Raw genomic sequence first — 23,510 nt, forward strand, 5'->3', positions numbered from 1 at the left:
GCCCCGCGTCAGGACGCGGAGACCACCGTGCCGATCTTCTCACCCTGCAGGGCGCGGGTGATGTTGCCTTCACCCTCCATGCCGAACACGACCATCGGCAGCTTGTTGTCCATGCACAGGCTGAACGCTGCGGCGTCGACGATCTTGAGCCCGCGCGCCAACGCGTCGGCGTGCGTGACGACATCCAGCTTCACCGCGTCGGGGTTCTTGCGCGGGTCATCGGAGTAGACGCCGTCGACACCGTTCTTCGCGACGAGCACGGCGTCGCACTTCGTCTCGAGCGCACGCTGCGCGGAGACGGTGTCGGTCGAGAAGTACGGCATGCCCGCGCCGGCACCGAAGATGACGACGCGGCCCTTCTCCATGTGACGGATCGCACGGCGCGGGATGTACGGCTCGGCGACCTGCGTCATCTCGATGGCCGACTGCACGCGCGTGTCGATGCCCTCCTTCTCGAGGAAGTCCTGCAGCGCCAGGCAGTTCATGACGGTACCGAGCATGCCGATGTAGTCGGCACGCGCACGATCCATGCCCTTCTGCTGCAGCTCGGCACCGCGGAAGAAGTTGCCGCCACCGACGACGACCGCGACCTGGATGCCGCTGCGCACGGCCGGCGCGATCTGGCGAGCGATGCCCCGCACGACGTCGGGGTCGACGCCGACGCTGCCGCCGCCGAAGACCTCACCGGAGAGCTTGAGCAGCACTCGGTCGTACCTGGGGATCGCCGGGGAGGCGTTCACCCTCTCGCTCGCGTCGGTGTCGCTCACTTCGCCTCCTGGCGCTTCGTCGGGCATGAGTCGGCCAATCTTTTCACACTGCTGAGGGCAGCCGAAAAACTTCAGTCTGCGAGCGGAGCGTACGTCGCGCCCAGTGCTGTGTCTTGCCCGGGGGTGAGGGTGACGGCGTCGTCCTTGATCGTGGCCGCCTCGACACAGACGAACCGCGGCCACGCGTCGTCGGGCACGTCCGCGAGCGAGGCGGTCTTCTGCTGGGCGGGGTTCCACACGACCGCATCCGGCAGATTCTCGCGCTCGATGCGGTAGATCGGCGTCCGCCCCTCCGTCCGCCCCTGGACGACGGTGATGGGCTGTTTCGGCGCCGTGACCACGGCGTCGACCTCGCCGTCGAACGTCAGGTCACCCTCGACGCGTGAGCGCTCCCCGCTGGCCTGATCGAGCATCGACGCACCCGTCAGCCCTTCGACACGCACCGTGCGCACGTCGTCGACCGCGAGATACGTGTGCAGCGCTGCCTCGAACGTCAGCGGGTCTGAGCCCTCGTTGCGCACGACGAGGCGCAGCCCGAGAGCATCGCCGAACGTGATCTCGAGGGTTGCGAACAGCCCCGGCGGCCAGTGCTCGGCGCCGTCGAGCTGCGCGACCGCCTCGGGAGTGACCACGAGCGAGACGATGACCGCCTCGCCCTCCTCGCGCACCGAGTGCAGCCTCCACCGCGCCCGACGCGCCAGGCCGTGCGACGGCGACAGCCCGCCGTCACGGCCCGCACCGAACCACGGGAGACACACCGGGACGCCGCCGCGGATCGCCGTCGACGGACCCGCCTGTGCCAAGGGACTCAGCCACAACAGCTCACGCCCACCACGCGGCACGAAACTCGTCACCTGACCGCCGTGCAACTGCACGACACCCGACGACCGCGGCCCTAACACCTCCAGCGCCGGCAGGCCCGAGACCCCCTCGACGCGACGCACGCACTCCGGCAGATCCACCATGAAGCCACTCATGGACACACGCTAGTCCCTCCAGCGACGTGACGAGCCCCCACCTCACGCCGCGAGGCCCGGACGCGCTGCGCGCGATCCGGGCCTCGTCTGGCGCCATGCGGTGAGTTGAACGAGCGGTGCCAGACGCCATTCTTTCTGGCGTCTGACTTCGCGCTCACCTACGGCCGAGGCCCGGACGCGCTGCGCGCGTCTGGGCCTCAACCTCCGGTTCCGGCTCGGTCACACACCGACCTTGAACCGCGCAAAGCCCGAAACCTCCGCGCCTGCCTCATCAGCGACCTTCTTGACCGTCTTCTTCGCGTCCTTCGCGAACGGCTGCTCCAGCAGCACGTTCTCCTTGAAGTACCCGTTGACACGGCCCTCGATGATCTTCGGCAGAGCAGCCTCCGGCTTGCCCTCCTCCTTGGCCGTGGCCTCAGCGACACGACGCTCGTTCTCCACGACCTCGGCGTCGATCTCGTCGCGCGTCAGCACCGACGGGGAGAACGCGGCGATGTGCATCGCGATGTCACGAGCCGTCGCCTCGTCGCCACCCTTGAGTGCCACGAGAACACCGATCTGCGCCGGCAGGTCAGGGCTCGTCTTGTGCAGGTACGCCGTCACGTTCTCGCCCTCGAGACGCGCCACACGACGCACCTCGATCTTCTCGCCGATCGTCGCGTTGGCCTCGTCGAGAACCTCCGCGACCGTCTTGCCGCCCATGTTGCTCTTCAGCAGCGCATCGGCGTCAGCGGCCTCGACCGCGACAGCCTGGTCGAGAACCTGCTCGGCGAGGGCGATGAACTTGTCGCCCTTCGCGACGAAGTCGGTCTCGCAGTTGACCTCGACCAGCGTGCCGACGCCGTTCTCGACCTTCGCGGCGACGAGGCCGTTCGAAGCGGAACGACCCTCGCGCTTCGTCACGCCCTTGAGGCCCTTGACGCGCAGGATCTCGGTGGCCTTGGCCTTGTCGCCGTCAGCCTCGTCGAGTGCCTTCTTGACGTCCATCATGCCGGCGCCGGTAGCTTCGCGCAGCGCCTTGATGTCAGCGGCGGTGTAGTTCGCCATGAGTGTTTCGCTCCTCTGAGTCGAAAGAATGCAGGGGGTTTACGCTCCCCCGGCGCCGACACTGCCACGAGCAGTGCCGGCGCCGGGTGAAGACGTCATGAACGTCGAGCCAGTTTCTCAGGCCTGGGAGTCGGCGACCTCGGTCGCCGTCTTCTCGTCGACCTCGGCCACGGCAGCGGCCTCGTCAGCGTTCGTCGAGTCAGCGGCAGCCGTCTCGTCAGCAGCCTTCTTGATCGACGACGGACCCGTCTCCGTGTCCGTGTCAGCGGCGGCCTTCGCGCCGGCGTCGGAGGCGAGCAGCTCGCGCTCCCACTCGGCCATCGGCTCGGCGGCCGACTTGCCGGACGATCGGGCGACGAGGCCCTCGGCGACGGCGTCGGCGATCACGCGGGTGAGGATACCGACCGAACGGATGGCGTCGTCGTTGCCCGGGATCTTGTAGTCGACCTCGTCGGGGTCGCAGTTCGTGTCGAGGATCGCGATGACCGGCAGGCCCAGCTTGCGCGCCTCGTCGACGGCGAGGTGCTCCTTCTTCGTGTCGACGATCCAGACGGCCGACGGGATCTTCGACATCTCACGGATGCCGCCGAGGACGAGCTCGAGCTTCGCCTTCTCACGCGACAGGAGCAGCAGCTCCTTCTTCGTGTAGCCGGAGCCGGCAACGTCGTCGAAGTCGAGAGCCTCGAGCTCCTTCAGGCGCGCGAGGCGCTTGCTGATCGTCTGGAAGTTCGTGAGCATGCCACCGAGCCAACGGTGGTTGATGTACGGCATGCCGACGCGGGTGGCCTGCTCGGCGATCGACTCCTGAGCCTGCTTCTTCGTGCCGACGAACAGGATCGTGCCGCCGTGGGCGACCGTCTGCTTGACGAACTCGTAGGCGTCGTTGATGTAGGTCAGCGACTGCTGGAGGTCGATGATGTAGATGCCGTTGCGCTCCGTCATGATGAAGCGCTTCATCTTCGGGTTCCAACGACGTGTCTGGTGTCCGAAGTGGACGCCGCTCTCGAGGAGCTGGCGCATGGTGACGACGGCCATGCCGAAGTCCCCTTTCATGTCGAGGTTTCAGTTCGTGCAGCCGGATTGCTGCCCTGGCGGCCCGACCATCACCCACCGTCGGCCATTCCCCTCACAGAGGTTCACGATCGACGGACCGAAGGGCGAGGGCCCGCGACGTACGCCCTGCGAGAGCAGGATGTACGAGGCGTGAGGCCACGCGAATTCGTCTCGCGGCCCGCCCACACATCACCTCTGCTCGACCCGGCTCTCGAGACGGAACTCGAAGCCGGAGGTGCGATCAGGTGGGCGACGCGCATCAGGGCACACAAGACGTGTCTCCAGCCTACCGGCTCGAGGGGGCAACCCGAAATCGCCGCCAGGGGTCCTAGATTGGAGCGATGAGCGACTCGACGACGCCAGCACCGCAGACCTCGCCCGCGCCCCGTACGGGCCGACGCAGCGCCATCCGCCCCGCCGGCGGGCAGACGATCTTCTCGCGCATGACGGCGCTCGCGGCCGAGACCGGCGCGCTCAATCTCGGCCAGGGCTTCCCCGACGCCGACGGCCCCGAGGCCGTGCTCGCAGCGGCCCGCCAGGCCATCGCCGACGGCGCGAACCAGTACCCGCCGGCGCGTGGTGAGCGGACGCTGCTCGAGGCGATCGCCGCGCACCAGCACCACTGGTACGGGCTGGAGGTCTCCCCCGACACCGACGTCCTCGTCACCGTCGGAGCGACGGAGGCGCTGGCGAGCGCGATCCTCGCGTTCGTCGAACCCGGCGACGAGGTCGTCGTGTTCGAACCCACCTACGACTCCTACGCCGCTGACATCGCGCGTGCCGGCGGCGTGCGGCGCACGGTGCCGCTACGTTTCCCCGACTTCGCGCTCGACGAGGACGCCCTCGCCGCGGCGTTCAGCGAGCGCACCGCGCTCGTCCTGCTCAACACGCCGCACAATCCGACCGGCAAGGTCTTCACCGCGGCGGAGTGCGCGACGATCGCCGAGCACGCCGCGCGCCACGACGCCGTCGTCATCAGCGACGAGGTGTACGAACACCTCGCGTTCGCGCCGCACGAGCACATGCCCTTCGCGAGCACCCCCGGCATGCCCGAGCGCACGCTGACGATCAGTTCGGGTGGTAAGACGTTCAGCACGACGGGGTGGAAGATCGGGTGGGTCACTGGCCCTGCCGACCTCGTCGCCGCGGTGGCGAGCGTCAAGCAGTTCTTGACCTTTGCGAGCGGCACGCCGCTGCAGCACGGCATCGCGGCCGGGCTGTGCCTGCCCGACGCGTTCTTCGCCGAACAGCGCGCCGAGATGGCGGCGCGCAGTGCTCTGCTCGTCGACGGACTGACGCGCGCCGGGTTCGACGCCGTTGCGCCACAGGGCGGCTATTTCGTCCTCGCCGACGTGGCGCCCCTCGGCGTCGACGACGCAGCCGAGTTCGCGCTGCGCCTGCCGACGGAGGCGGGGGTCGTCGCGATTCCGGCGTCGGTGTTCTGCGACGATCCGGACGCCTCCGGCATGACGAGTGTGCTGCGCTTCGCGTTCTGCAAGCAGCGCTCCGTCATCGACGCTGCGATCGAGCGGCTTGTGGATACGTACGGCCGCAGCGCGCGAACGACGTGATCTGCAGGCCCGTCCACAGGGTCTCGGGCTGACGCCGCGGCCCCACGGCGTGTGCGCTGCAGACTGCCGACATGGCCATCCTGCGCATCGTCTCGTCCCTGCTCGCCGTGGGTTCCGCCGGCCTCGTGGGGTTCGCCGTGGTGAGCCCGTCGGTGGTGGGATCGTCGGTGGTGGGCCCCTCGGTGGTGGGCGGGGCTGAGAAACCGAGGGCCTCGATGCCCGTCGGGCCGCGGCTCACCGGGCCAAGGGTCGAACGCCGGGGCGTTGCGCCGCTGCCGCCACGACGTTCGGCACCACCGCAACCGTCGCTCGAGCCCATGGCGGTCGTCGGCACGCACCGGGGAGAGCCCATCACGCAGGCTCTCACTCAGGCGAGCGTCGACACGAGCCAGAAAGCAACCACCGCGCAAGCGCTCGCCCGAGCCGGCGTCGGCGCGCTGGACGATGCGCCCAGTGCCGGGTTCGCCTGGCCGGTCACGCCGCACGAGGTCGTGCGTCGCTTCGACCCGCCGGAGGTCGTGTGGGGCGCCGGTCACCGCGGCGTCGACCTGCGCTCGTCACCGGGAGCACCCGTCGTCGCGCCCTCTGACGGGGTCGTCACCTTCAGCGGCAGTGTCGCCGGGCGCGGCGTGCTGACGATCCGTCACCCCCAGGGGTTCGACACGACCTACGAACCTGTCAGTCACCAGGTGTCCAAGGGGGCGAGCGTGCATCGCGGCGAGCACGTGGCCGATCTCGAACCCGGGCACTGCGAGCCGGCATGCCTGCACTGGGGTTACAAGGTGGGGCCGAAGAGCTACCGCGACCCGCTGACGCTCATCGCGCACCGACGCCCCGTACTTCTTCCGCCCCTGTGAGCATCTGGCCTCGTCGGCGGCGCCGACACGTCAGGGGGCTTGGGTTGGCCCCCGCGGCACCAGAGACGCGGTTTCTCGACACGCGCGCCTCACGCGCGTGGGTGGGCCTGTTCGAACCCGGCCCGGAGGCGTTCGGCGGAGACGTGGGTATAGATCTGCGTCGTCGCGAGCGAGGCATGGCCAAGGTATTCCTGGACGGTGCGCAGGTCGGCGCCGCCCTCGACGAGGTGCGTGGCGGCACTGTGTCGCAGAGCGTGCGGCGACAGCGTCGGCGCGCCGTCGACGGACGCTGTCGCGCGGTTGACGAGTTCCCGGACGATGCGTTGGTCGATCCGACGCCCCCGCACCCCGACGAACAGGGCTCGCTCCCCATCGGCCGCGAGCGCCCCACGGCACCTCAGCCACCGTTCCAGTGCCTCCCGCGCAGGCAGACCGTACGGCACCATCCGTTCCTTGCGGCCCTTGCCCATGACACGCACGAGCTGGTTCGCCTCGTCGAGCGCACTCACGTCGAGGGAGGCCAGCTCGCCCACGCGCATGCCGGAGGCGTAGAGCAGTTCGAGGACGGCGGCGTCCCGAGCCCTGACGGCGCGCTCTTCGGGACCGGCCGCAGGTGTCGGTGCTGACTGATGGGGCGAGACGGTCTCCGTCGGCGCTGCCCCTGCCTCACCCGCTTCGGAGTCGACGTCGACGGCCGCCTCAACCGACTGGCGTGTGGCGGAGCCGGCATCAGCGGCTGTTTCACCGCAGCCGCGTGCGGCGGGGACGGCCGCGGCCGCTGCCTCGTCCGCCGCATCGAGGATCGCGGCGGCCTGATCGACTCGCAACACCTCGGGCAGTGACGTCATGCGGCGCGGCGCGCTGAGTCGCACCGACGGGTCGGTCGCGATGACGCCCCTGCGGCGCGCCCAACGACAGAACGTCTTGACCGTCGACACCCGTCGAGCCAGGGTGCTGCGCGAGTTGCCCGCCTCGCTCTGCGCGGCCAGCCAGCTGCGCAGGTCGTTGAGGGTGAGGTCGGACCACGAGGCGACGCCGGCCTCCGTCAGGTGGAGGCGCAGGGACGCCAGGTCGACGGAGTAGGCACGCACCGTGTTGGTCGAACGGTCGCGTTCGGCGCTCAGGTGATCGAGGAACTGCTCGATCACCCGTTCACTCGGCCCACGTGGCTGGCTCGGTCCACTCACCCGACGAGAGTACGTCCCGCCGCGTCACACCGCTCGCAGCACACGTCGCAGGAAGCGCGCGTCGTCCCTGGTCCAGCGCCGGGGGCGTTCCCACGAACGACCGCGAAAGTGGCGTTCGCGATCCCCTGGTGCTGTGTGGGTGGGCGATCCGTTCACGCCTTGCGCCACCCTCCGTCCTCACGCGCTGCCAGACCGGCCGCGAGCAGCTCCCCGAGGGCTGAGACGACCTCGCGCTCCGGGCGTCCCGCGGTGCGCGCCACACGTTCCAGGGAGGTCGGCTCACGCAGCGGCAGCGCGTCCCAGACCAGGCGCGCCCGCGGCCCGACGGCGTCCTCGGGCCGCGCGAGCACGGGCAGCGTGTCACGTGTCGTGGCGCGCGGGCCGTAGGAGCCGACGAGTTCCATGACGTCCTCCGCCCCGGTGACGAGCACGGCGACTCCGTCACGCACGAGCTCGTGGCAGCCGGCGCTCGCCGCTGACGTGACCGGGCCGGGCACCGCGCCGACGACGCGGTTGAGTTCCTCCGCTCGCCGGGCTGTGCTGAGCGATCCGGAACGCAGCCCCGCTTCGACGACGACCGTCCCGGGAGCTAGCGCGGCGATGAGCCGGTTGCGATGAAGGAAACGCTGGCGCATCGGCGCGAATCCCAGGGGCATCTCGCTGACGATGACGCCGCGCTCCCTGATGCGCGCGAACAGTTCTTCGTGCGCCGTGGGATACACGCGATCCACGCCTCCCGCGACGACGCAGACGGTGTCGGCGTCTCCGGCGAGCGCCCCGCGGTGCGCCGCGGCGTCGATGCCGAAGGCTCCCCCGGACACGACGCTCACCCCGTGCGCGCCGACGCCCAGCGCGATCTGCGCCGCGATCCGCTGCCCGTAGTGCGTCGCGGCGCGCGCCCCGACGAGCGCGACGGAACGTTCTGCGGCGCAGGCGAGATCCCCCTCCCCGATGACGAAGAGTGCGTGCGGCGTCTCGGGTAGCTCGTCGAGCCCGGTGGGCCACTCCTCGTCGCCGGGTACGAGCACCCGCGCTCCCACGACGTCGAGGCGCCGGCGTTGCTCGTCGAGGTCGAGGGCGCGTAGCCGCGTCGTGAAGTTCTCCCATTTGTCAGGGGATTCCTCGACGGCGGAGAGCGCCTCCTCGTGCCCGAGGGCGTCGACGAGGGCGTGAGCCTTGGGATCGCGCGGTTCCGCGATGTGGGCCCACACGAGGCGCGCCGCCCGCTCGCCCGCACTCATGGCCGGGGCCGGCGCATCGTCGCGCGCCCCCGCTCGATCCGCTCGCGCAGCCGCGTGGGCAGGGCCGGGATCGAGGCAGGCCCCCAGGGTTGTCGACTCGGTGACGGAGAACAACGTCCCGCCCAGGGGCGCGGCGCGCCGGGTTTGGGGATCGAGCATCGAGGCATCGAGCGTCGCAGCGCCGAACGCCGAGATGCCGTCGTCGGGAACAGGGTCGAGATCGGTCATGACTCGGGGTGTCCTTCTCTGAGGGTGAGGGCCGTGAAGACGTCCTCACGGGTGGGGCGGTTCGCTCCACGCAGGTCGCACAGCGTCCACGCGAGCCGCAGGATGCGGTCGTAGCCACGCAACGTCAGGGAACCGGTGTCGAGCGCCTGGTCGAGCACCGCGATGTCGCCCGCCTCGAGCGCCCAGGGTGACGAACGCAGCACGGCGCCCGGAACCTGAGCGTTGAGGCGGTGCCCGAGCGGCGCCCATCGGGCGGCGGATCGCTCGCGCACCTCGAGGACCCGGTCGGCGACGCTCGCGCTCGCTTCCCCCGGCCCGGCCGCGAGGTCGCTGCGGGTGACCGCGTTGACCTGGAGGTGGACGTCGATGCGATCGAGCAGCGGGCCGGACAGTCGTTTGAGGTAGGTGCGGCGCGCCTTCGACGTGCACGTGCAGGCCGCGCCGCGGCCGATGTAGTGCCCGCAGGGGCACGGGTTGCTCGCAAGCACGAGCTGGAAGCGGCACGGATAGCGCACGACCTGCTCCGACCGCGCGATCGTCACGCTGCCGCGTTCGAGTGGCTGGCGCAGGCTGTCGAGCACCTCGCGACGAAACTCGGGGGCCTCGTCGAGGAAGAGGACGCCGGCGTGTGCCTGCGTCACCGCCCCGGGCCGTGGGCGCCCTGGCCCACCGCCGATGAGGGCGGGCATCGTCGTGCCGTGGTGCGGCGCGACGAACGGAGGTTTCTCGACGAGCGGCCCGCCGCGGAAGACGCCCATGACGGACTGGATGCTCGTCACGGCCATCGCCTCCTCCCGCGTCAGGGGCGGCAGGATGCCCGGCAGCCGGCTCGCGAGCAGCGTCTTGCCAGCACCGGGCGGTCCGATGAGCGAGACGTTGTGCCCGCCGGCCGCCGCCACCTCGAGGGCGGTTCGCGCCTCGTACTGGCCGACGACGTCGCGCATGTCGTCGCTGGGCGGGGCCTCGACGTCGTCGGCGGCGGGCTCCGGCCAGGGCAGGTCGAGAGTGCGTCCTTCGGCCCTGACTCGGTGGAACGCCACGACGTCCGACAGCGAGCGCACCGGGTGGATTCTCAGCCCCCACACGAGAGCGGCCTCGGCCGCGTTCGCCGTCGGCACGATCACCTCCCGCTGCCCGGCCTCCAACGCCGCGAGGCAGGCCGGGAGCACACCGTGGACGGGCCGCACCGTGCCGTCCATCCCCAACTCACCGATGTGCATGACGCCGGCCGCCTCGGCAGGACCCACCTGCCGGGTCGCGGCGAGCACGGCCACACCGATCGCGAGGTCGAGCCCGGCACCGGCCTTGGGCAGCGACGCGGGCGCGAGGTTGATCGTCAGGCGCGTGTCCGGAAAGGCGAGCTCCGACTGGATCATCGCCGAGCGCAAACGGTTCGGCGACTGCGAGATCGCCGTGTCCGGCATCCCGGAGATGATGACGCGGGGCAACCCCTGCCCGACGCTCACCTCGACGTCGACGACGGTGCCCTCGATGCCGGAGACGACGACGCCCTTCGTCATCCCGAAGCTCACAGGATCACCCGCCGACGATGGTCGACGCGGACGCCGGTGGCCAGCACGTCGACGCCGATGACGTCGATGCGCACCGCGGCGGCGGACACCTCGCGCTCGCGGAGCCACAGGCAGGCCAGGCGGCGCAGACGCAGGTGCTTCTCGTGCGTCACCGCCTCGACCGCGGGCCCGAAGCGTTGCGAGCGTCGCGTCTTCACCTCGACGACGACGATCTCGCGCCCGTCACGCGCGACGACGTCGATCTCACCCTCGCTGCATCGCCAGTTCGTCTCGAGGATCTCGTAGCCGAGCGAGGCGAGGTAGGCACAGGCATGACGCTCGCCCTGCGCGCCGAGCGTGCGCCGCGGGTCCGGCGGTGATGCGGCGCCCGTCGAGGGGGTCGAACGGGCCGCGGCCGGGGCCTCGCGCGTGGGTCGCGCCCGCCCGGCAGGTCGGGCGAGTTCGTGCTCGGTCGTGGTGCTCCCGGCGCGTGGCCGCGTCGAATTGTCGGTCATGGTGACCACCTCCGCACCCCAGCGAAGCGGGTGCGGGCACCTCAGCGCTCGTCGCCGGAGGCCACCCTGTGGAACAGGGTGCAGCACGGTCCGATCAGCCCCTGCAGCCGTCACCGTCCCCAGGAGCGAGACGCGCCAGGCCGCCGACCCGCCCGTCGACACCGGCGCCACGCGAGCGGCGGCGCACAGCGCGAGCGCCATAGGGTCCAGGCCGGGCGGTTCAGTTCGTGAAGCCCGGCCCGTCGGGGATCTCGAGGTCGTTCTTGGCGAGTTCTTCGACGTTGACGTCCTTGAACGTCACGACGCGCACGTTCTTGACGAACCGCGCAGGGCGGTAGATGTCCCACACCCACGCGTCCTGCATCGTCACGTCGAAGAACACGTCGGCGCCCTCACCGCGCACCGTCATGTCGACGGCGTTGCAGAGGTAGAAACGTCGCTCGGTCTCCACGACGTAGCGGAACAGGCCGACGACGTCGCGATATTCGCGGTACAGCGCCAGTTCCTGCTCGTTCTCGTACTGTTCGAGATCCTCAGCACTCATCGGGATCTCACTCCTCGTCGCTCGTCGGGGCGGGCACCGCGCCCGTGTCGCGGAAAGTCTTCCACGAGCGCCGATGCAGGTCGCATGCGCCGTGCGCGGCGATGGCCGCGAGGTGGTCGGGCGCGGAGTATCCCTTGTTGATCTCCCAGCCGTACACCGGGTGGTCGCGGGCCGCGTCGACCATCATGGCATCACGCTCCACCTTGGCGAGCAAACTGGCTCCGGCCACCGACGAGCACCGCATGTCGGCCTTGATCTGGGTGACGACGTGCCACGTCGGGGCGCTCTCCGGCTCGAGCAGGCCCAGCAGTCCGACCGTCTCGGGCTCGCTCAGCCAGTCGTGCTTGCCGTCGAGGATGACGACGTCCGGGCGCACGCTCAGCTGCGCGAGGGCGCGGGTGCCGGCCAGGCGCAGCGCGCGCATCATGCCGAGCGCGTCGATCTCGGCGGGCGAGGCGTGGCCGACGGCGCCGTCGAGCGCCCAGCGCCGCACGCGGCGCGCGAGATCGGGGCGCTTCGGCTCGGGCACGAGCTTGGAGTCCTTGACACCCTGCGGCACCGTCGACGTCGCCGCATCGACGACGCTGACGCCCACGCTGACGGGGCCCGCGAGCGCACCGCGTCCTACCTCGTCCATGCCTGCGACGAGTGCGTGCCCCGCGCGCAGCAGCTGACGTTCGAGGCGCAGGGTCGGGGTCGAACTCGTCATGCGTGCGTTCCCGTCATCGATCGTGCCGTCTCATCGTGCGCTCCAGTAGGTTTCGGCGACGGTGCCGATCACCGATTCGAGTGGGACGAACCCTCCACCCGGGTCACCGAGGTGGCCGCGGGAGTCATCCGAGAAGTCGCGGTTGTCACCGAGGACGAACAGGTGATCGGCTGGGACCCGCACCGAGAACGGCTCCGCCGAGGCGCGTCGCTGCCCCTGGGGCAGATACGGCTCGTCGACGACGCGCCCGTCGACGCGCAACCTGCCGTCGTGGCCGACGCTCACCGTGTCTCCGCCGACCCCGATGACGCGCTTGAGGTAGTCCTGGTCGTTCGGGCGGAACCCCAGCCACCCCGCGGCGGTGTCGAGTGCGCCGAGCACCCCGTCGCGCGGTGTCTGCTCGTAGAACACGTCGGCACCGGAGAAGACGATGACGTCACCCCGCCGTGGATGATCGTGCAGCTTGTCCACCACGATGCGATCCCCCACCTGATACGACGGCTGCATCGAACGCGACGGCACGGTGAACGTCTCCGCGACGAACGCGTGGACGAGCAGCAGCGCGACGAGGACGCCCGACAACACCCACCCGAGCACGCGCCGCAGCGAACGAGGACGCAGCGAACGCGTGCGCCGGGATGCGCCGAAGGCGCGGCCCCGCGTGGGGGTCGCGCCTTCGGGGTGACGCTCGTCGTCGATGGACGTCATGAGCCGTCTGGGAGCTGTGCGCGTTCTCAGGCCTTCTTGGCGGGAACCGCGTCGCGCTTCTCCTTGATCTTGGCTGCCTTGCCGCGCAGGTCGCGCAGGTAGTACAGCTTGGCGCGGCGCACATCACCGCGCGTCACGACCTCGATCTTCTCGATCACGGGCGTGTGGACGGGGAACGTGCGCTCCACACCGACGCCGAAGGACACCTTGCGGACGGTGAAGGTCTCGCCGACGCCGCCGCCGTGGCGACGGATGACGACGCCCTTGAACACCTGGACACGCGAACGCGTGCCTTCGATGACCTTGACGTGGACGTTGAGCGTGTCGCCGGCGCGGAATTCCGGGACGTCGGAGCGCAGGCTCGCCGCTTCGATCGCGTCGAACTTGTTCATGTCGATCTCTCGTATCTGTGGCACGCGCAGGTTGCCACGGTCAGTTCCGGCCATGGTGGCCGGAAAGCTGTTCGGAACGTGCGGCATGTCGAGTCTCATGACCCGCGTGATCGGCGAGGTGATGCCCGGGATGATCTACATCGAAACCCCGGGGGTACCTGCCGCACGAGTCACTCCCCCTGCGGCGGGGACTCATGGCGACATGACGCAAGGTTCCATCCTGCCAGGATCGGCTGCCATGAGGAAATCCGCAGCCCCGGCGCCCCGGGGAAAGACGCCCCCCTGCCCGCCAGGCAGGCAGGGACGTGGGTACATGGAGAGGCGCGGTACGACGCTCAGCGCCCCCGGCGACGCTTGGTGAACACGACCGTCGTGCCGTTCGGCTGCACGACACCGCGGAACCCGGCCTTCTTGTAGAGCTTGAGGTTGTGCTCGCTGCCGGTTCCGGTGAACAGCTCGAACCGCGTCGCGTCGCTCGGGGCGACCTCCTGGATGAACTCCAGCAACGCGCGCCCCAGGCCGCGTCCGTGCAGGTCGGGCACCACCATGAGCCGGCCGATGTGCCAGGTGTCGTCGACGAGCTTGCCCCGCACCGAACCGATGAACCGGCCGTCATGACGCAGGACGTACGTGTCCCATTCATGCAGCGACGCCGTGAGCGATTCGACCGTCTCGTGCTGTGCGGGGATCGTCAGCGTGTCGTTGAGAATGCCCTCACGCAGCCAGCACGCGTGCGTGCACGTCAGCAGATCGCCGACGTCGGCGGGCGTCGCCTTCGCGATCCGGGCGCCGCCCCAGCGATCGTCGACGCCACCGGGCGTCAGGGCCGAGGAGGCGTGCAGCAGGTCGGGACGACGCGCGGCCGTCCGCTCGAGGCGCTGCTGGTGTCGCCACGCGGCGACCTTGCCGTGATCGCCGGAGAGCAGCACCGGCGGCACCTCGCGTCCCTGCCATGTCGCGGGTTTCGTGTAGACGGGGTACTCGAGCAGACCGTCCTCGTGCGACTCCTCGACGAGCGACTCTGCGTTGCCCATGAACCCCGGCAGCAGCCGGGCCGCGGCCTCGATCATCGCGAGGACGGCGACCTCTCCCCCGTTGAGCACGTAGTCACCGAGGGAGATGACGCGCACCGGCATGACGTCGGCCGCAGCCTCGTAGACACGTTCGTCGATACCCTCGTAGCGGCCGCACGCGAAGATCAGCCAGTCCTCATCGGCGAGTTCGCGCGCGAGCCGCTGCGTCAACACCTCACCACCGGGGCCGGGGACGATGAGCGTCGGCGTGCCGTCGCCCAGGGTGCGCACATGCTCGAGCGCTTCCCACCACGGCTGCGGCTTCATCACCATGCCGGCCCCACCGCCGTAGGGCGTGTCGTCGACGGTGCGGTGACGGTCGTGCGAGAAGTCGCGCAGGTCGTGCACGGCCACGTCGAGCAGGCCCTTGCGCTGCGCCTGACCGGGCAGGCTGAGCTTCAGCGGTTCGAGGTATTCAGGGAAGATCGAGATGATGTCGCAGCGCACGAGCTCAGTTCGCCTCCGCCGGATCGGTGGCCTCGAGCGCGGCGCTGTCGTCGGGGGCGTCGGGCGCATCGGGACGCGCGAGATCGAGCAGCCCAGGCGGGGGCGTGACGACGACGACGCGCGCGTCCTCGTCGATCTCGGGCACGATCTCCTCGACGAACGGCACGAGGATGTCGTAGCCCTCGACACCGTCGACGACGAGCAGATCCTGCACCTCGCGTGATTCGAGCGCCTTGACGACGCCGACCTTCTCACCGGCGACGACGACGTCGAACCCGAGCAGGTCCTCCTCGTACCAGGCGTCGTCCTCGTCGAGGTCGTCGGCCTCGGCGAGCAGCTTGATGCCGCGCAACCCTTCGGCGGCCGTGCGATCGGGCGCCTCGTCGAAGGCGAGCAGGTGGATGCCGTTGTGAACGCGCGCCGAGCGCAGGGTCAGCGGGCCGCGTGAGGCCGGTTCCGTCTCGAACGTTTCGCCGGGCACGAACCGCTGCTCCGGCGAATCCGTGTGCAGCTGCACGGTCACCTCGCCCTTCAACCCGTGAGCCTTGCCGATCCGTGCCACGACGACGTCATCCATGCCGCCTATTGTCGCATCGCACCAGCACAGCCCTGGCGCCCGTGTCGCGGGCGCACCCCGCAGGTCCGCCGCCGGCCCGACGCGCCCAAGCCCTTCGCGGCGCGACCACACCCCGGCCGCTCGCCCGGCCGACGCACCCGGCAATACGAAACCGCCCCCACCGTGACGGCGGAGGCGGTTTCGTCGGTGCGACAGCTCAGCGGGCGCGGTCGGTGTCGACGATGTCGACACGAACCGGGCGACCGCCGGCCAGCGCGGAGACCACGGTGCGAAGGGCGGAGGCGGTGCGACCGGAGCGGCCGATGACGCGCCCCAGGTCGTCGGGGTGCACGCGAACCTCGAGGAGTTCGCCGCGGCGCCCGTCCTTGTGACGCACGACGACGTCGCCGTCGTGGTCAACGATGCCCTTGACGAGGTGCTCCAGTGCTTCTTCGAGCACGAGGATCAGGCCTCTTCGGTCTTCTCGGCCTCGACAGCCGGAGCGTCAGCGGCGGGGGCCTCGGCGGCGGGCGCCTCGGCCTTGGGGGCGTCAGCCTTCTTCTTGGCCGTGGTGGCGCCGTCCTTCGAGGAGTCCGTCGCGTTCTGCGCAGCCTTGAGAGCGGCCTCGTAGAGGGCCTTCTTGTCGGCCTTCGGCTCGGCCTTCTTCAGCGTGCCCTCGGCACCCGGCTCGCCCTTGAACTTCTGCCAGTCACCCGTGATCTTGAGCAGCGCGGCGACCTGCTCGGTCGGCTGCGCGCCGACGGAGAGCCAGTACTGCGCACGCTCGGAGTCGATCTCGATGAGGCTCGGCTCCTCCTTGGGGTGGTACTTGCCGATCTCCTCGATCGCGCGGCCGTCACGCTTCGTCCGGCTGTCCATGACGACGACGCGGTACTGGGGCTGACGGATCTTGCCGAGGCGCTTGAGGCGAATCTTGACTGCCATGGTGGCGGTCTCACTTTCTGTTCGTTTGAACCACGGCAAGACCGAAGGGGGTGTGACGGCGAGCGTTGTACGGACGCACACCGAACCTCGCGGGGAACCGTGACTCGGGGTAGGCGCGCATCTGCGGTGGCAGACACACGGGTACCCCGGCATTCTGCCAGAGGGCGCCAGCTACGCCCAATCGCCGCGTTCCCTCGTGATGTAGCCCGGGTTCTCGGGCGCGGGCGCCCGAAAACCCGGGCGACATCAGGAAGGGACGTCAGCTCTCGCGCGCGTGGCGTTCGAGAAACTGGTACACCTCGGTGTCGTCGACGCCCGGAAACGTGCCGGGCGGCATCGCGGCGAGCAGGTGCGAATGCACGCGAGCGCTCGGCCAGGCGTGCCCGCCCCAGCGCGCCGTCAGCTCCCCCGGCGGCTGCGTGCAGCACGACGGGTCGGGGCATCGCGACTGCGAGCGCGACGTCGTCTCGCGCCCGCGGAACCACTTGACGTGCTGGTACGGCGTGCCGACGTTGACGCTGAACAAGCCCGACGAGGTGCGATCGACGAACGCCGAGCACCAGTACGTGCCCGAGCGCGTGTCCGTGTATTGCTGGTACGAGCGCGACAGATCGGGCTGGTCGAACACGACACGCGCCGTCCAGTGCTTGCACACCCGCTGGCCCTCGATGGCGCCCGTCGCGTCCGCCGGGAAGACGATGCCGTCGTTCTCGTATGCCTTGTAGATGACGCCGTCGGCGCTGATGCGCATGAAGTGGACGGGGATGTCGAGCACCTTCGTCGCGAGGTTCGTGAACCGGTGCGCGGCCGTCTCGTAGGAGACGCCGTATGCGTCGCGCAGGTCCTCGATAGAGATGTCCTTGGCCGCCTTGGCCTCGAGCAGCCGCGCCCCCAGCTCCTTCTCCGGCATGAGGACGGCCGCGGCGAAGTAGTTGATCTCGACGCGCTGGGAGAGGAACTCGGCGTAGTCGGCCGGCACCTCGTGGCCGAGGACGAGGTGCCCGAGCGCCTGCAACGCGAGCGAACGCGCGTCGTGCTGGCCCGCCTCCGGCTGCGGCAGGTAGATGCGGCGATTGGCCAGATCGCTGACGGTGCGCGTCGAGTTCGGCAGATCCGAGGTGTGCACGAGCGAGAACCCGAGGTGCTCCGCCATCCGATCGACGGAGGTGCGCGAGACCGGCCCGCCCGCGTGCCCGACGCCGGCGAGCAGGTCGGCGGCTGCCTGCTCGATGTCACCGAAGTAGTTGTCGGCCTCTCGCATGCGCGTGCGCAGTTCGGCGTTCGCACGCCGGGCGTGCTCGGGCGTCGCGGCGCGCTCGCTCTGCATCGACGCGAGCGCCTCGTGCATCCCGACGAGCGCCTCGAGCGCCTCCGTCGGCAATCGCGGCCCGACCCGAACCGTCGGCAGCCCGAGCGCCGAGTACTGCTCGGCGCGCTGCGCGCGTTCGAGTCGGATCTCCAGCGCGGCACGCCGTGACGGCGGCGCGGTCGCGAGCAGGTCGGCGAGGGGGACGTCGAGCACCTCGGCCAGCGACGTCAGCACCGATAGTCGCGGCTCGCGCTTGCCGTTCTCGATGAGCGAGAGCGCCGACGGGCTCATGCCGACGGCGGCCGCGACGTCTCCGAGCGTCCGCTCGGCGCCCTGACGTACGTGACGCAGGCGTCGTCCGATCGTCAGGGCGTCGGGTGCGGCGCGCTCGGGTCGGGTGGCCGTCTCGGTGGAGACGTGGGGGCGCGACAGCCGCCCCTCGCGCGGTGCGCTCGTGTCGCTCATACCGTTCACCTTCGCCCGCGCCATGCGTCACCTCGTGCTCACTCGGGGCCAAAGACCCCGAAAAACCTGTCGATGTGTCAATAATCGCAGATCTTTATCGGAAAACTCTTGTTACTTGCCAGTTCGATCGGCCAGAGTGGACACATCGAGCCCCACCGCCACCCGGCTGAGGCTTCACCGAGGAAAGGACCAGGAGCCATGACTGGCGAGAACATCCAGGCACGCGCCGCCGAGATCCAGAAGGACTGGGACACCAACGAGCGCTGGAAGAACGTCAAGCGTGACTACAGCGCTGAGGACGTCGTCCGTCTCCAGGGCAGCATCCAGGAGGAGTTCACCCTCGCCAAGCACGGCGCCGAGAACCTCTGGGAGAAGCTGCACACCGAGGACTTCGTCAACGCCCTCGGCGCGCTGACGGGCAACCAGGCCGTCCAGCAGGTCAAGGCCGGCCTCAAGGCCATCTACCTGTCCGGTTGGCAGGTCGCCGGTGACGCGAACCTCGCCGCCCAGACGTACCCGGACCAGTCGCTCTACCCGGCCAACTCGGTGCCGCAGGTCGTCCGCCGCATCAACAACGCCCTGATGCGCGCCGACCAGATCGAGTTCTCCGAGGGCATCAAGAGCGTCGACGAGTGGCTCGTGCCGATCGTCGCCGACGCCGAGGCCGGCTTCGGTGGCCCGCTGAACGCGTACGAGCTCATGAAGTCGATGATCGCCGCCGGCGCCGCCGGCGTGCACTGGGAGGACCAGCTGGCCTCCGAGAAGAAGTGCGGCCACCTCGGTGGCAAGGTGCTCATCCCGACGAAGCAGCACGTTCGTACGCTGAACGCCGCCCGCCTCGCCACCGACGTGTCGAACACGCCGACCGTCGTCATCGCCCGTACGGACGCCGAGGCCGCGACGCTCATCACGTCCGACGTCGACGAGCGCGACCAGCAGTTCCTCACCGGCGAGCGCACGAACGAGGGCTTCTACAAGGTCAAGAACGGCATCGAGCCCTGCATCGAGCGTGCGAAGGCCTACGCGCCCTACGCCGACCTCATCTGGATGGAGACGGGCACGCCCGACCTCGAGCTCGCGAAGAAGTTCGCCGAGTCCGTCAAGGCCGAGTTCCCCGACCAGATGCTGGCGTACAACTGCTCGCCGTCGTTCAACTGGAAGAAGCACCTCGACGACGACACGATCGCCAAGTTCCAGCGCGAGCTGGGCGCGATGGGCTTCAAGTTCCAGTTCATCACCCTCGCCGGCTTCCACGCTCTCAACTACTCGATGTTCGACCTGGCCCACGGCTACGCCCGCGAGCAGATGAAGGCTTACGTCGAGCTGCAGGAGCGCGAGTTCGCCTCCGAGAGCCGCGGCTACACGGCCACGCGTCACCAGCGCGAGGTCGGCACGGGCTACTTCGACCTGGTCGCCACGACGCTCAACCCCGAGTCGTCGACGACCGCGCTGAAGGAGTCGACGGAGAGCGCTCAGTTCTGAGCTGCTCCCGCCACTGAACCGGCCCCCATCTCCCGCGCGATCACCTGGCTCCGATCGCGTGGGGGTGGGGGCTCACCCCTACCCCCGTCGCGCCGCGCACCCTGAGCGCTCGATCCTGCGTTCATGCGTGCCGCGGCCGCCGTGTCCGCGTCGCGAGCGCCGCCCGCCCGGGCGTCGCGATCGGTCATGATGGAAGTCCACGCCCAGCCCAGCCGTCGCCCCGACGACGCCCACAGCGCACCCGAAGGAGGGCTCATGAGCTCTTCCCCCACCGTCCGCGGTCAGCTGCACCCTCGGTTCGATGAGATCCTGACGCCCGGCGCCCTCGCCTTCCTCGGCCGGCTCGACGGAGCGTTCGCCGGACGTCGCGCCGAACTACTCGCTCAGCGTCGCGACCTGTCACGCCGCATCAACACGGGCACAGACCTCGACTTCGACCCCGCGACGCAGTCCGTGCGTGACGACGCGTCGTGGCAGGTCGCGCCCGCCGCGCCAGGGCTGCTCGATCGCCGCGTCGAGCTCGTCTCCCCCGTCACGCGCTCGATGACGCAGCACGCGATGGAGTCGAACGCCTCGACGTGGCTTGCGGACCTCGAGGACGCGACGTCACCGACGTGGTTCAACATGATCGAGGGCCAGGTCGTGCTCGCCGACGCGGTGCGCGAGTACCGCGCGCACCCGGAGCGCAAGCGTCCGACGCTCATCATGCGCCCGCGCGCGTGGCACCTGTGCGAGAAGCACCTGACGGTCGACGGCCGCCCGATCTCGGCGACGCTCGTCGACTTCGGCCTGTTCTTCTTCCACAACGCGCAGACTCTCATCGACGCCGGGTTCGGCCCGTACTTCTACCTGCCGAAGATCGAGTCGGCGGCCGAGGCGCGCCTGTGGAACGACGTCTTCGTCGAGGCTCAGGACGCCCTCGGCATCGAGCGCGGCACGATCCGTGCGAGCATCCTCATCGAGACGCTGCCCGCCGCGTTCGCGATGGAGGAGATCCTCTACGAACTGCGCGAGCATGCCGCCGGTCTCAACGCGGGCCGCTGGGACTACATCTTCAGCTACGTGCGTACCTTCGCCCACCGCGGCGACGAGTACGTCCTGCCCGACCGCGAGCGCATCACGATGACGACGCCGTTCATGCGCGAGTTCACCGAACTGCTGGTCGCGACGGCGCACAAGCGCGGCACGCACGCGATCGCCGCGCCCGCCGCGAACAACCCGACGCTGCAGGACGACGACATACGTCACCGCGTCCTCAACGTCGTCCACACCGAGAAGGAGCGCGAGGCCGAGGAGGGTTTCGACGGTTCGTGGGTCGCCCACCCCGCGATGGTCGACACGGTGCTGTCCGCCTTCACCCACGTCCTCGGCGACAAGCTCGACCAGATCGACGTCAAGCGCCCGCAGCGCTTCGACGCGGCGGCCCTCGTCAGCCTCGAGGGCACGATGCAGACGACGAGCCTGCAGGGCGTGCGCCACAACGTCAGCGTCGCGCTGCAGTACCTCGCGGCGTGGATCGACGGCAAGGGCGCCGTCGCCATCGGCAACTTCATGGAGGATGCGGCGACCGTCGAGATCTGCCGTGCCCAGCTGTGGCAGTGGCTGCACCACTCGACGCAGCTCGCCGAGGGCCCGCAGGTGACGCGGGAGCTGCTCGGGCGCGTCATCGACGAGGAGATGACCAAGCTCAAGCGCACCGCCGACGCCGACGAGTCCGAGCGCCTCGACGAGGCCCGCGAGGTGCTCGAACGCAGCGCGCTCACCGACGAGCTGCCCGGATTCTTCTCCAACTACGCCTACGTCCGCTTCCTGCTCGACGAGGGGCTGCGCATGCCGCGCAGCATCGACTCCGACGACCTTCGTCAGTCGGAGAAGGTCGACGAGGTCGCCTGAGCTCGGCCGTGTGACGCAGACGGGTACGGCGAGCGATCTGCGTGCGCGTGAGCGGGTCGAGCCGTCGCCCGGGGCGTTGTCGGTATGAGGTGATACAAAGATGACGTGGCGTCGCGCAGGTGCACGCCACGTCATCGTCACGTCCAGCGGGCGCACTCGAGAGGTAATTACCATGATCTTCATCGTTGTCAAGTTCGACGTCCGCCCCGACAAGGTCGACGGGTGGATGGACCACGTCGCCGACTTCACCGCGGCCACGCGCGCCGAGGCGGGCAACCTGTGGTTCGAGTGGAGCCGCAGCGTCGAGAAGCCGAACGAGTTCGTGCTCGTCGAGGCGTTCCAGGACGACGCGGCCGTGGCGCACGTCTCCTCGGACCACTTCAAGGCCTTCACGTCGTCGACGGCTGAATGGCTCACGGCCACGCCCAAGATCGTCTCGCGTCAGGTCGAGGGCGACGGCTGGGACGAGATGGGCGAGATCAGCGTCGACTGACGCCGATCACGAGGGGGGCGACCTCGCCTGCGCGACCACGGTCAAACCGGGACGCAAGGTGAAGATGCGTGTGCTCAAGGACGGCGAGGAGCTGACGTAGCAGACCGGCGACGTCGGCAAGCCCGGTTCGGACGGCGAGGTCGCACTGAGCGGCGACATCGGCGTCGCTCCGCCCGCCATGCCCGCCAGCATCTACGCGTGCGAGTTCACCGTCGACGGCGCCAAGCCGGTGAGCGGCTCCGTCAAGGTCAAGGGCCCACAGGGCGCCGACGGCGCCAGCCAGGTGCGCATGTGCACCGAGATCAAGGACACCCCGGGGCGCAAGAAGAAATCGCTCTCGTGCGCCGAGACCTCTGATGTGATCCACCTCGAGCGCGGCAAGGGCCTGCAGTGCTCCGCCGTCGTCGCGGGGGCGAAGGGGTCGCCACTGCGCGTCCGGATCCGCAAGGGCACGCGGGTGTTCGACTTCCCGTTCGAGGCAGGGCGCGTCGACAAGAACCTCGGGGTGGTGACGGCGAGCATCACCGTCGCGGGCAGCGATGACGCCCGCTGCGAGGTCTACAAGGGCGAGAAGCTGCTCGTGCGGCGCGACTTCCGGGTCGTCGTGAACGGCTGAGACCAGGCCGCATTCAGGATCTATCGAGGCTTCATGAATTCTTTGCTCCGAGATGGAACCGGATCCGGGTCCAACGCATCAGAATGCTGACACCGACAACCAGGAGGAAGCCATGAAGATCAGCCGAACCATCGTCCCGACGCTCGCACTGGCCTCGCTCACGCTTGCAGGATGCAGCACCGTCGAGAGCGGCGGCAGCTCATCGTCGGGCGCCGCTGTGCCGAGCAACCCCATGTCGTCGAGCCCCACGGCCGCCCAGTCGCAGGCCACGTCGGCTGCGCCCGAGACGTCGAGCGCCGCTGAATCGTCGCCCGAGTCGTCGCCCGCGACCTCGGAGACGAGCTCGTCAGCATCGACCGACTCGTCTTCGTCGCCCAGCTCGCAGGCAGCCAGTTCTGCAAAGGTGACGAAGAGCGACATCATCGGCTTCGCCTCGAGCCACGAGACGCGTTCGTGCCTCAGCAAGAACCTGGCTTACGTGTCGTCGGCTCAGTTCTGCAAGGAGGACGCGAGCAGCATCGACGCCTCGTACAAGGGCCAGCGGGTCTACTTCACGACAGCCGTGCAGTTCAAGTCCAGCGCGAAGTACAGCTATGAGATCTCGAACGGTTCACAGTCGAAGAAGGGCACGCTCGACTCCAAGGGCACCTCGAACGCTGACGGCCAGGCTGTCACGCTGACCGTCAAGGTACCGATGGAGCAGTCGGGCACCTACTCGATCAAGTTCCTCGAGAACGGCTCGCAGTTCGCTTCGGACTCGGTGAACGTCACCGTCAAGTGACGCGCTGACCGAGCATGCTGCCGGGGCCGCACCACCCCCGGGGGGGGGGGCCCGGCGCCAGCGGGGGGGGGGGCGGCCGCAGCGGGGGGGGGCGGGCGGGGGGGGTGGGGGGGGGCCGCGGGGATCGGTGGGGAGCTGAGTGG

25 protein-coding genes are annotated in these 23,510 nt (G+C 69.5%); 7 read left to right on the forward strand and 18 right to left on the reverse strand.

Annotated elements, in window-relative coordinates:
• Positions 1 to 8: 8 nt before the first annotated feature.
• From pyrH to rpsB, 4 genes are all read right to left on the reverse strand, one after another.
• A complete protein-coding gene (pyrH, locus tag ABH936_RS10335) occupies positions 9 to 767 on the reverse strand; it encodes a UMP kinase (RefSeq protein ID WP_006944885.1) in 759 nt (252 codons plus the stop codon).
• 71 nt (positions 768 to 838) lie between these two features.
• The gene (locus ABH936_RS10340; protein ID WP_404603215.1) at positions 839 to 1,744 is read right to left on the reverse strand and encodes a D-hexose-6-phosphate mutarotase; all 906 of its coding nucleotides are present in this window, start codon (positions 1,742 to 1,744) and stop codon (positions 839 to 841) included.
• 219 nt (positions 1,745 to 1,963) lie between these two features.
• The gene (gene tsf, locus ABH936_RS10345) at positions 1,964 to 2,791 is read right to left on the reverse strand and encodes a translation elongation factor Ts (RefSeq protein ID WP_038568786.1); all 828 of its coding nucleotides are present in this window, start codon (positions 2,789 to 2,791) and stop codon (positions 1,964 to 1,966) included.
• A gap of 117 nt (positions 2,792 to 2,908) precedes the next feature.
• Entirely contained in the window at positions 2,909 to 3,826 is a 918-nt protein-coding gene (rpsB, locus tag ABH936_RS10350; RefSeq protein ID WP_404603216.1) for a 30S ribosomal protein S2, read from the reverse strand.
• Positions 3,827 to 4,185: 359 nt separating this feature from the next.
• Here rpsB and ABH936_RS10355 point away from each other — a divergent pair, with 359 nt between their 5' ends.
• Together ABH936_RS10355 and ABH936_RS10360 are read left to right on the forward strand one after the other, a co-directional pair.
• Complete coding sequence (locus ABH936_RS10355) at positions 4,186 to 5,415, forward strand: aminotransferase class I/II-fold pyridoxal phosphate-dependent enzyme (RefSeq protein WP_038568793.1); 1,230 nt, start codon at positions 4,186 to 4,188, stop codon at positions 5,413 to 5,415.
• A 317-nt stretch (positions 5,416 to 5,732) separates the two neighbouring features.
• Positions 5,733 to 6,272, forward strand: a complete 540-nt coding sequence (locus tag ABH936_RS10360) for a M23 family metallopeptidase (RefSeq protein ID WP_051805987.1) — start codon at positions 5,733 to 5,735, stop codon at positions 6,270 to 6,272.
• An 89-nt stretch (positions 6,273 to 6,361) separates the two neighbouring features.
• Here ABH936_RS10360 and ABH936_RS10365 read toward each other — a convergent pair whose 3' ends face one another.
• The 13 genes from ABH936_RS10365 to ABH936_RS10425 all read right to left on the reverse strand — a co-directional run bounded on the left by ABH936_RS10365 (position 6,362) and on the right by ABH936_RS10425 (position 18,102).
• Complete coding sequence (locus ABH936_RS10365) at positions 6,362 to 7,420, reverse strand: tyrosine recombinase XerC (protein WP_051805989.1); 1,059 nt, start codon at positions 7,418 to 7,420, stop codon at positions 6,362 to 6,364.
• A gap of 191 nt (positions 7,421 to 7,611) precedes the next feature.
• Positions 7,612 to 8,928, reverse strand: coding sequence for a DNA-processing protein DprA (gene dprA / locus ABH936_RS10370; protein ID WP_051805991.1), 1,317 nt, complete (start codon positions 8,926 to 8,928; stop codon positions 7,612 to 7,614).
• Positions 8,925 to 10,460, reverse strand: a complete 1,536-nt coding sequence (locus tag ABH936_RS10375) for a YifB family Mg chelatase-like AAA ATPase (protein ID WP_200874211.1) — start codon at positions 10,458 to 10,460, stop codon at positions 8,925 to 8,927. The genes dprA and ABH936_RS10375 overlap by 4 nt, the downstream gene beginning before the upstream one ends.
• Complete coding sequence (locus tag ABH936_RS10380) at positions 10,457 to 10,954, reverse strand: YraN family protein (RefSeq protein WP_006944876.1); 498 nt, start codon at positions 10,952 to 10,954, stop codon at positions 10,457 to 10,459. Before ABH936_RS10380 ends, ABH936_RS10375 begins: the two co-directional genes overlap by 4 nt.
• Positions 10,955 to 11,174: 220 nt before the next feature.
• Positions 11,175 to 11,498 (reverse strand): DUF2469 domain-containing protein, encoded by a 324-nt coding sequence (locus ABH936_RS10385; protein ID WP_006944864.1) that lies wholly within the window; start codon positions 11,496 to 11,498, stop codon positions 11,175 to 11,177.
• Between the two features lie 7 nt (positions 11,499 to 11,505).
• Positions 11,506 to 12,207, reverse strand: coding sequence for a ribonuclease HII (locus ABH936_RS10390; RefSeq protein ID WP_038568809.1), 702 nt, complete (start codon positions 12,205 to 12,207; stop codon positions 11,506 to 11,508).
• A 30-nt stretch (positions 12,208 to 12,237) separates the two neighbouring features.
• On the reverse strand, positions 12,238 to 12,915 hold the full coding sequence (gene lepB, locus ABH936_RS10395) for a signal peptidase I (protein WP_051805993.1): 678 nt from the start codon (positions 12,913 to 12,915) through the stop codon (positions 12,238 to 12,240).
• A 26-nt stretch (positions 12,916 to 12,941) separates the two neighbouring features.
• Complete coding sequence (gene rplS / locus ABH936_RS10400) at positions 12,942 to 13,307, reverse strand: 50S ribosomal protein L19 (RefSeq protein WP_038571206.1); 366 nt, start codon at positions 13,305 to 13,307, stop codon at positions 12,942 to 12,944.
• Between the two features lie 335 nt (positions 13,308 to 13,642).
• Positions 13,643 to 14,827, reverse strand: coding sequence for a tRNA (guanosine(37)-N1)-methyltransferase TrmD (gene trmD / locus ABH936_RS10405; protein ID WP_288756009.1), 1,185 nt, complete (start codon positions 14,825 to 14,827; stop codon positions 13,643 to 13,645).
• A gap of 4 nt (positions 14,828 to 14,831) precedes the next feature.
• Positions 14,832 to 15,404 (reverse strand): ribosome maturation factor RimM, encoded by a 573-nt coding sequence (gene rimM / locus ABH936_RS10410; protein ID WP_038568813.1) that lies wholly within the window; start codon positions 15,402 to 15,404, stop codon positions 14,832 to 14,834.
• Positions 15,405 to 15,600: 196 nt separating this feature from the next.
• On the reverse strand, positions 15,601 to 15,843 hold the full coding sequence (locus ABH936_RS10415; RefSeq protein ID WP_006944891.1) for an RNA-binding protein: 243 nt from the start codon (positions 15,841 to 15,843) through the stop codon (positions 15,601 to 15,603).
• Between the two features lie 5 nt (positions 15,844 to 15,848).
• Positions 15,849 to 16,328: a 30S ribosomal protein S16 gene (gene rpsP, locus ABH936_RS10420; protein WP_038568814.1), complete on the reverse strand. Its 480-nt coding sequence runs from the start codon at positions 16,326 to 16,328 to the stop codon at positions 15,849 to 15,851.
• A gap of 259 nt (positions 16,329 to 16,587) precedes the next feature.
• A complete protein-coding gene (locus ABH936_RS10425) occupies positions 16,588 to 18,102 on the reverse strand; it encodes a helix-turn-helix domain-containing protein (protein ID WP_051806432.1) in 1,515 nt (504 codons plus the stop codon).
• A gap of 198 nt (positions 18,103 to 18,300) precedes the next feature.
• On the opposite strand from ABH936_RS10425, the gene aceA reads away from it, so the two are divergent.
• The 4 genes from aceA (at position 18,301) to ABH936_RS10445 (ending at position 22,586) form a co-directional block, all read left to right on the forward strand.
• Positions 18,301 to 19,584 carry an isocitrate lyase gene (aceA, locus tag ABH936_RS10430; RefSeq protein WP_006944896.1) on the forward strand — a complete coding sequence of 428 codons (1,284 nt, stop codon included), beginning with the start codon at positions 18,301 to 18,303 and terminating at the stop codon, positions 19,582 to 19,584.
• Between the two features lie 255 nt (positions 19,585 to 19,839).
• The gene (aceB, locus tag ABH936_RS10435) at positions 19,840 to 21,477 is read left to right on the forward strand and encodes a malate synthase A (protein ID WP_038568819.1); all 1,638 of its coding nucleotides are present in this window, start codon (positions 19,840 to 19,842) and stop codon (positions 21,475 to 21,477) included.
• 172 nt (positions 21,478 to 21,649) lie between these two features.
• The gene (locus ABH936_RS10440; protein ID WP_038568821.1) at positions 21,650 to 21,970 is read left to right on the forward strand and encodes a putative quinol monooxygenase; all 321 of its coding nucleotides are present in this window, start codon (positions 21,650 to 21,652) and stop codon (positions 21,968 to 21,970) included.
• A gap of 178 nt (positions 21,971 to 22,148) precedes the next feature.
• The gene (locus tag ABH936_RS10445) at positions 22,149 to 22,586 is read left to right on the forward strand and encodes a hypothetical protein (RefSeq protein ID WP_038568823.1); all 438 of its coding nucleotides are present in this window, start codon (positions 22,149 to 22,151) and stop codon (positions 22,584 to 22,586) included.
• A gap of 78 nt (positions 22,587 to 22,664) precedes the next feature.
• Here ABH936_RS10445 and ABH936_RS10450 read toward each other — a convergent pair whose 3' ends face one another.
• Positions 22,665 to 23,009, reverse strand: coding sequence for a hypothetical protein (locus ABH936_RS10450; protein ID WP_150112763.1), 345 nt, complete (start codon positions 23,007 to 23,009; stop codon positions 22,665 to 22,667).
• Here ABH936_RS10450 and ABH936_RS10455 point away from each other — a divergent pair.
• Positions 22,990 to 23,367, forward strand: coding sequence for a hypothetical protein (locus ABH936_RS10455; protein WP_038568827.1), 378 nt, complete (start codon positions 22,990 to 22,992; stop codon positions 23,365 to 23,367). The genes ABH936_RS10450 and ABH936_RS10455 overlap by 20 nt on opposite strands.
• The last annotated feature ends 143 nt before the right edge of the window (positions 23,368 to 23,510 follow it).

Origin of the sequence: Dermacoccus sp. GAS27A (genome assembly GCF_044909235.1) — a bacterium.
Lineage (GTDB): Bacteria > Actinomycetota > Actinomycetes > Actinomycetales > Dermatophilaceae > Dermacoccus > Dermacoccus nishinomiyaensis.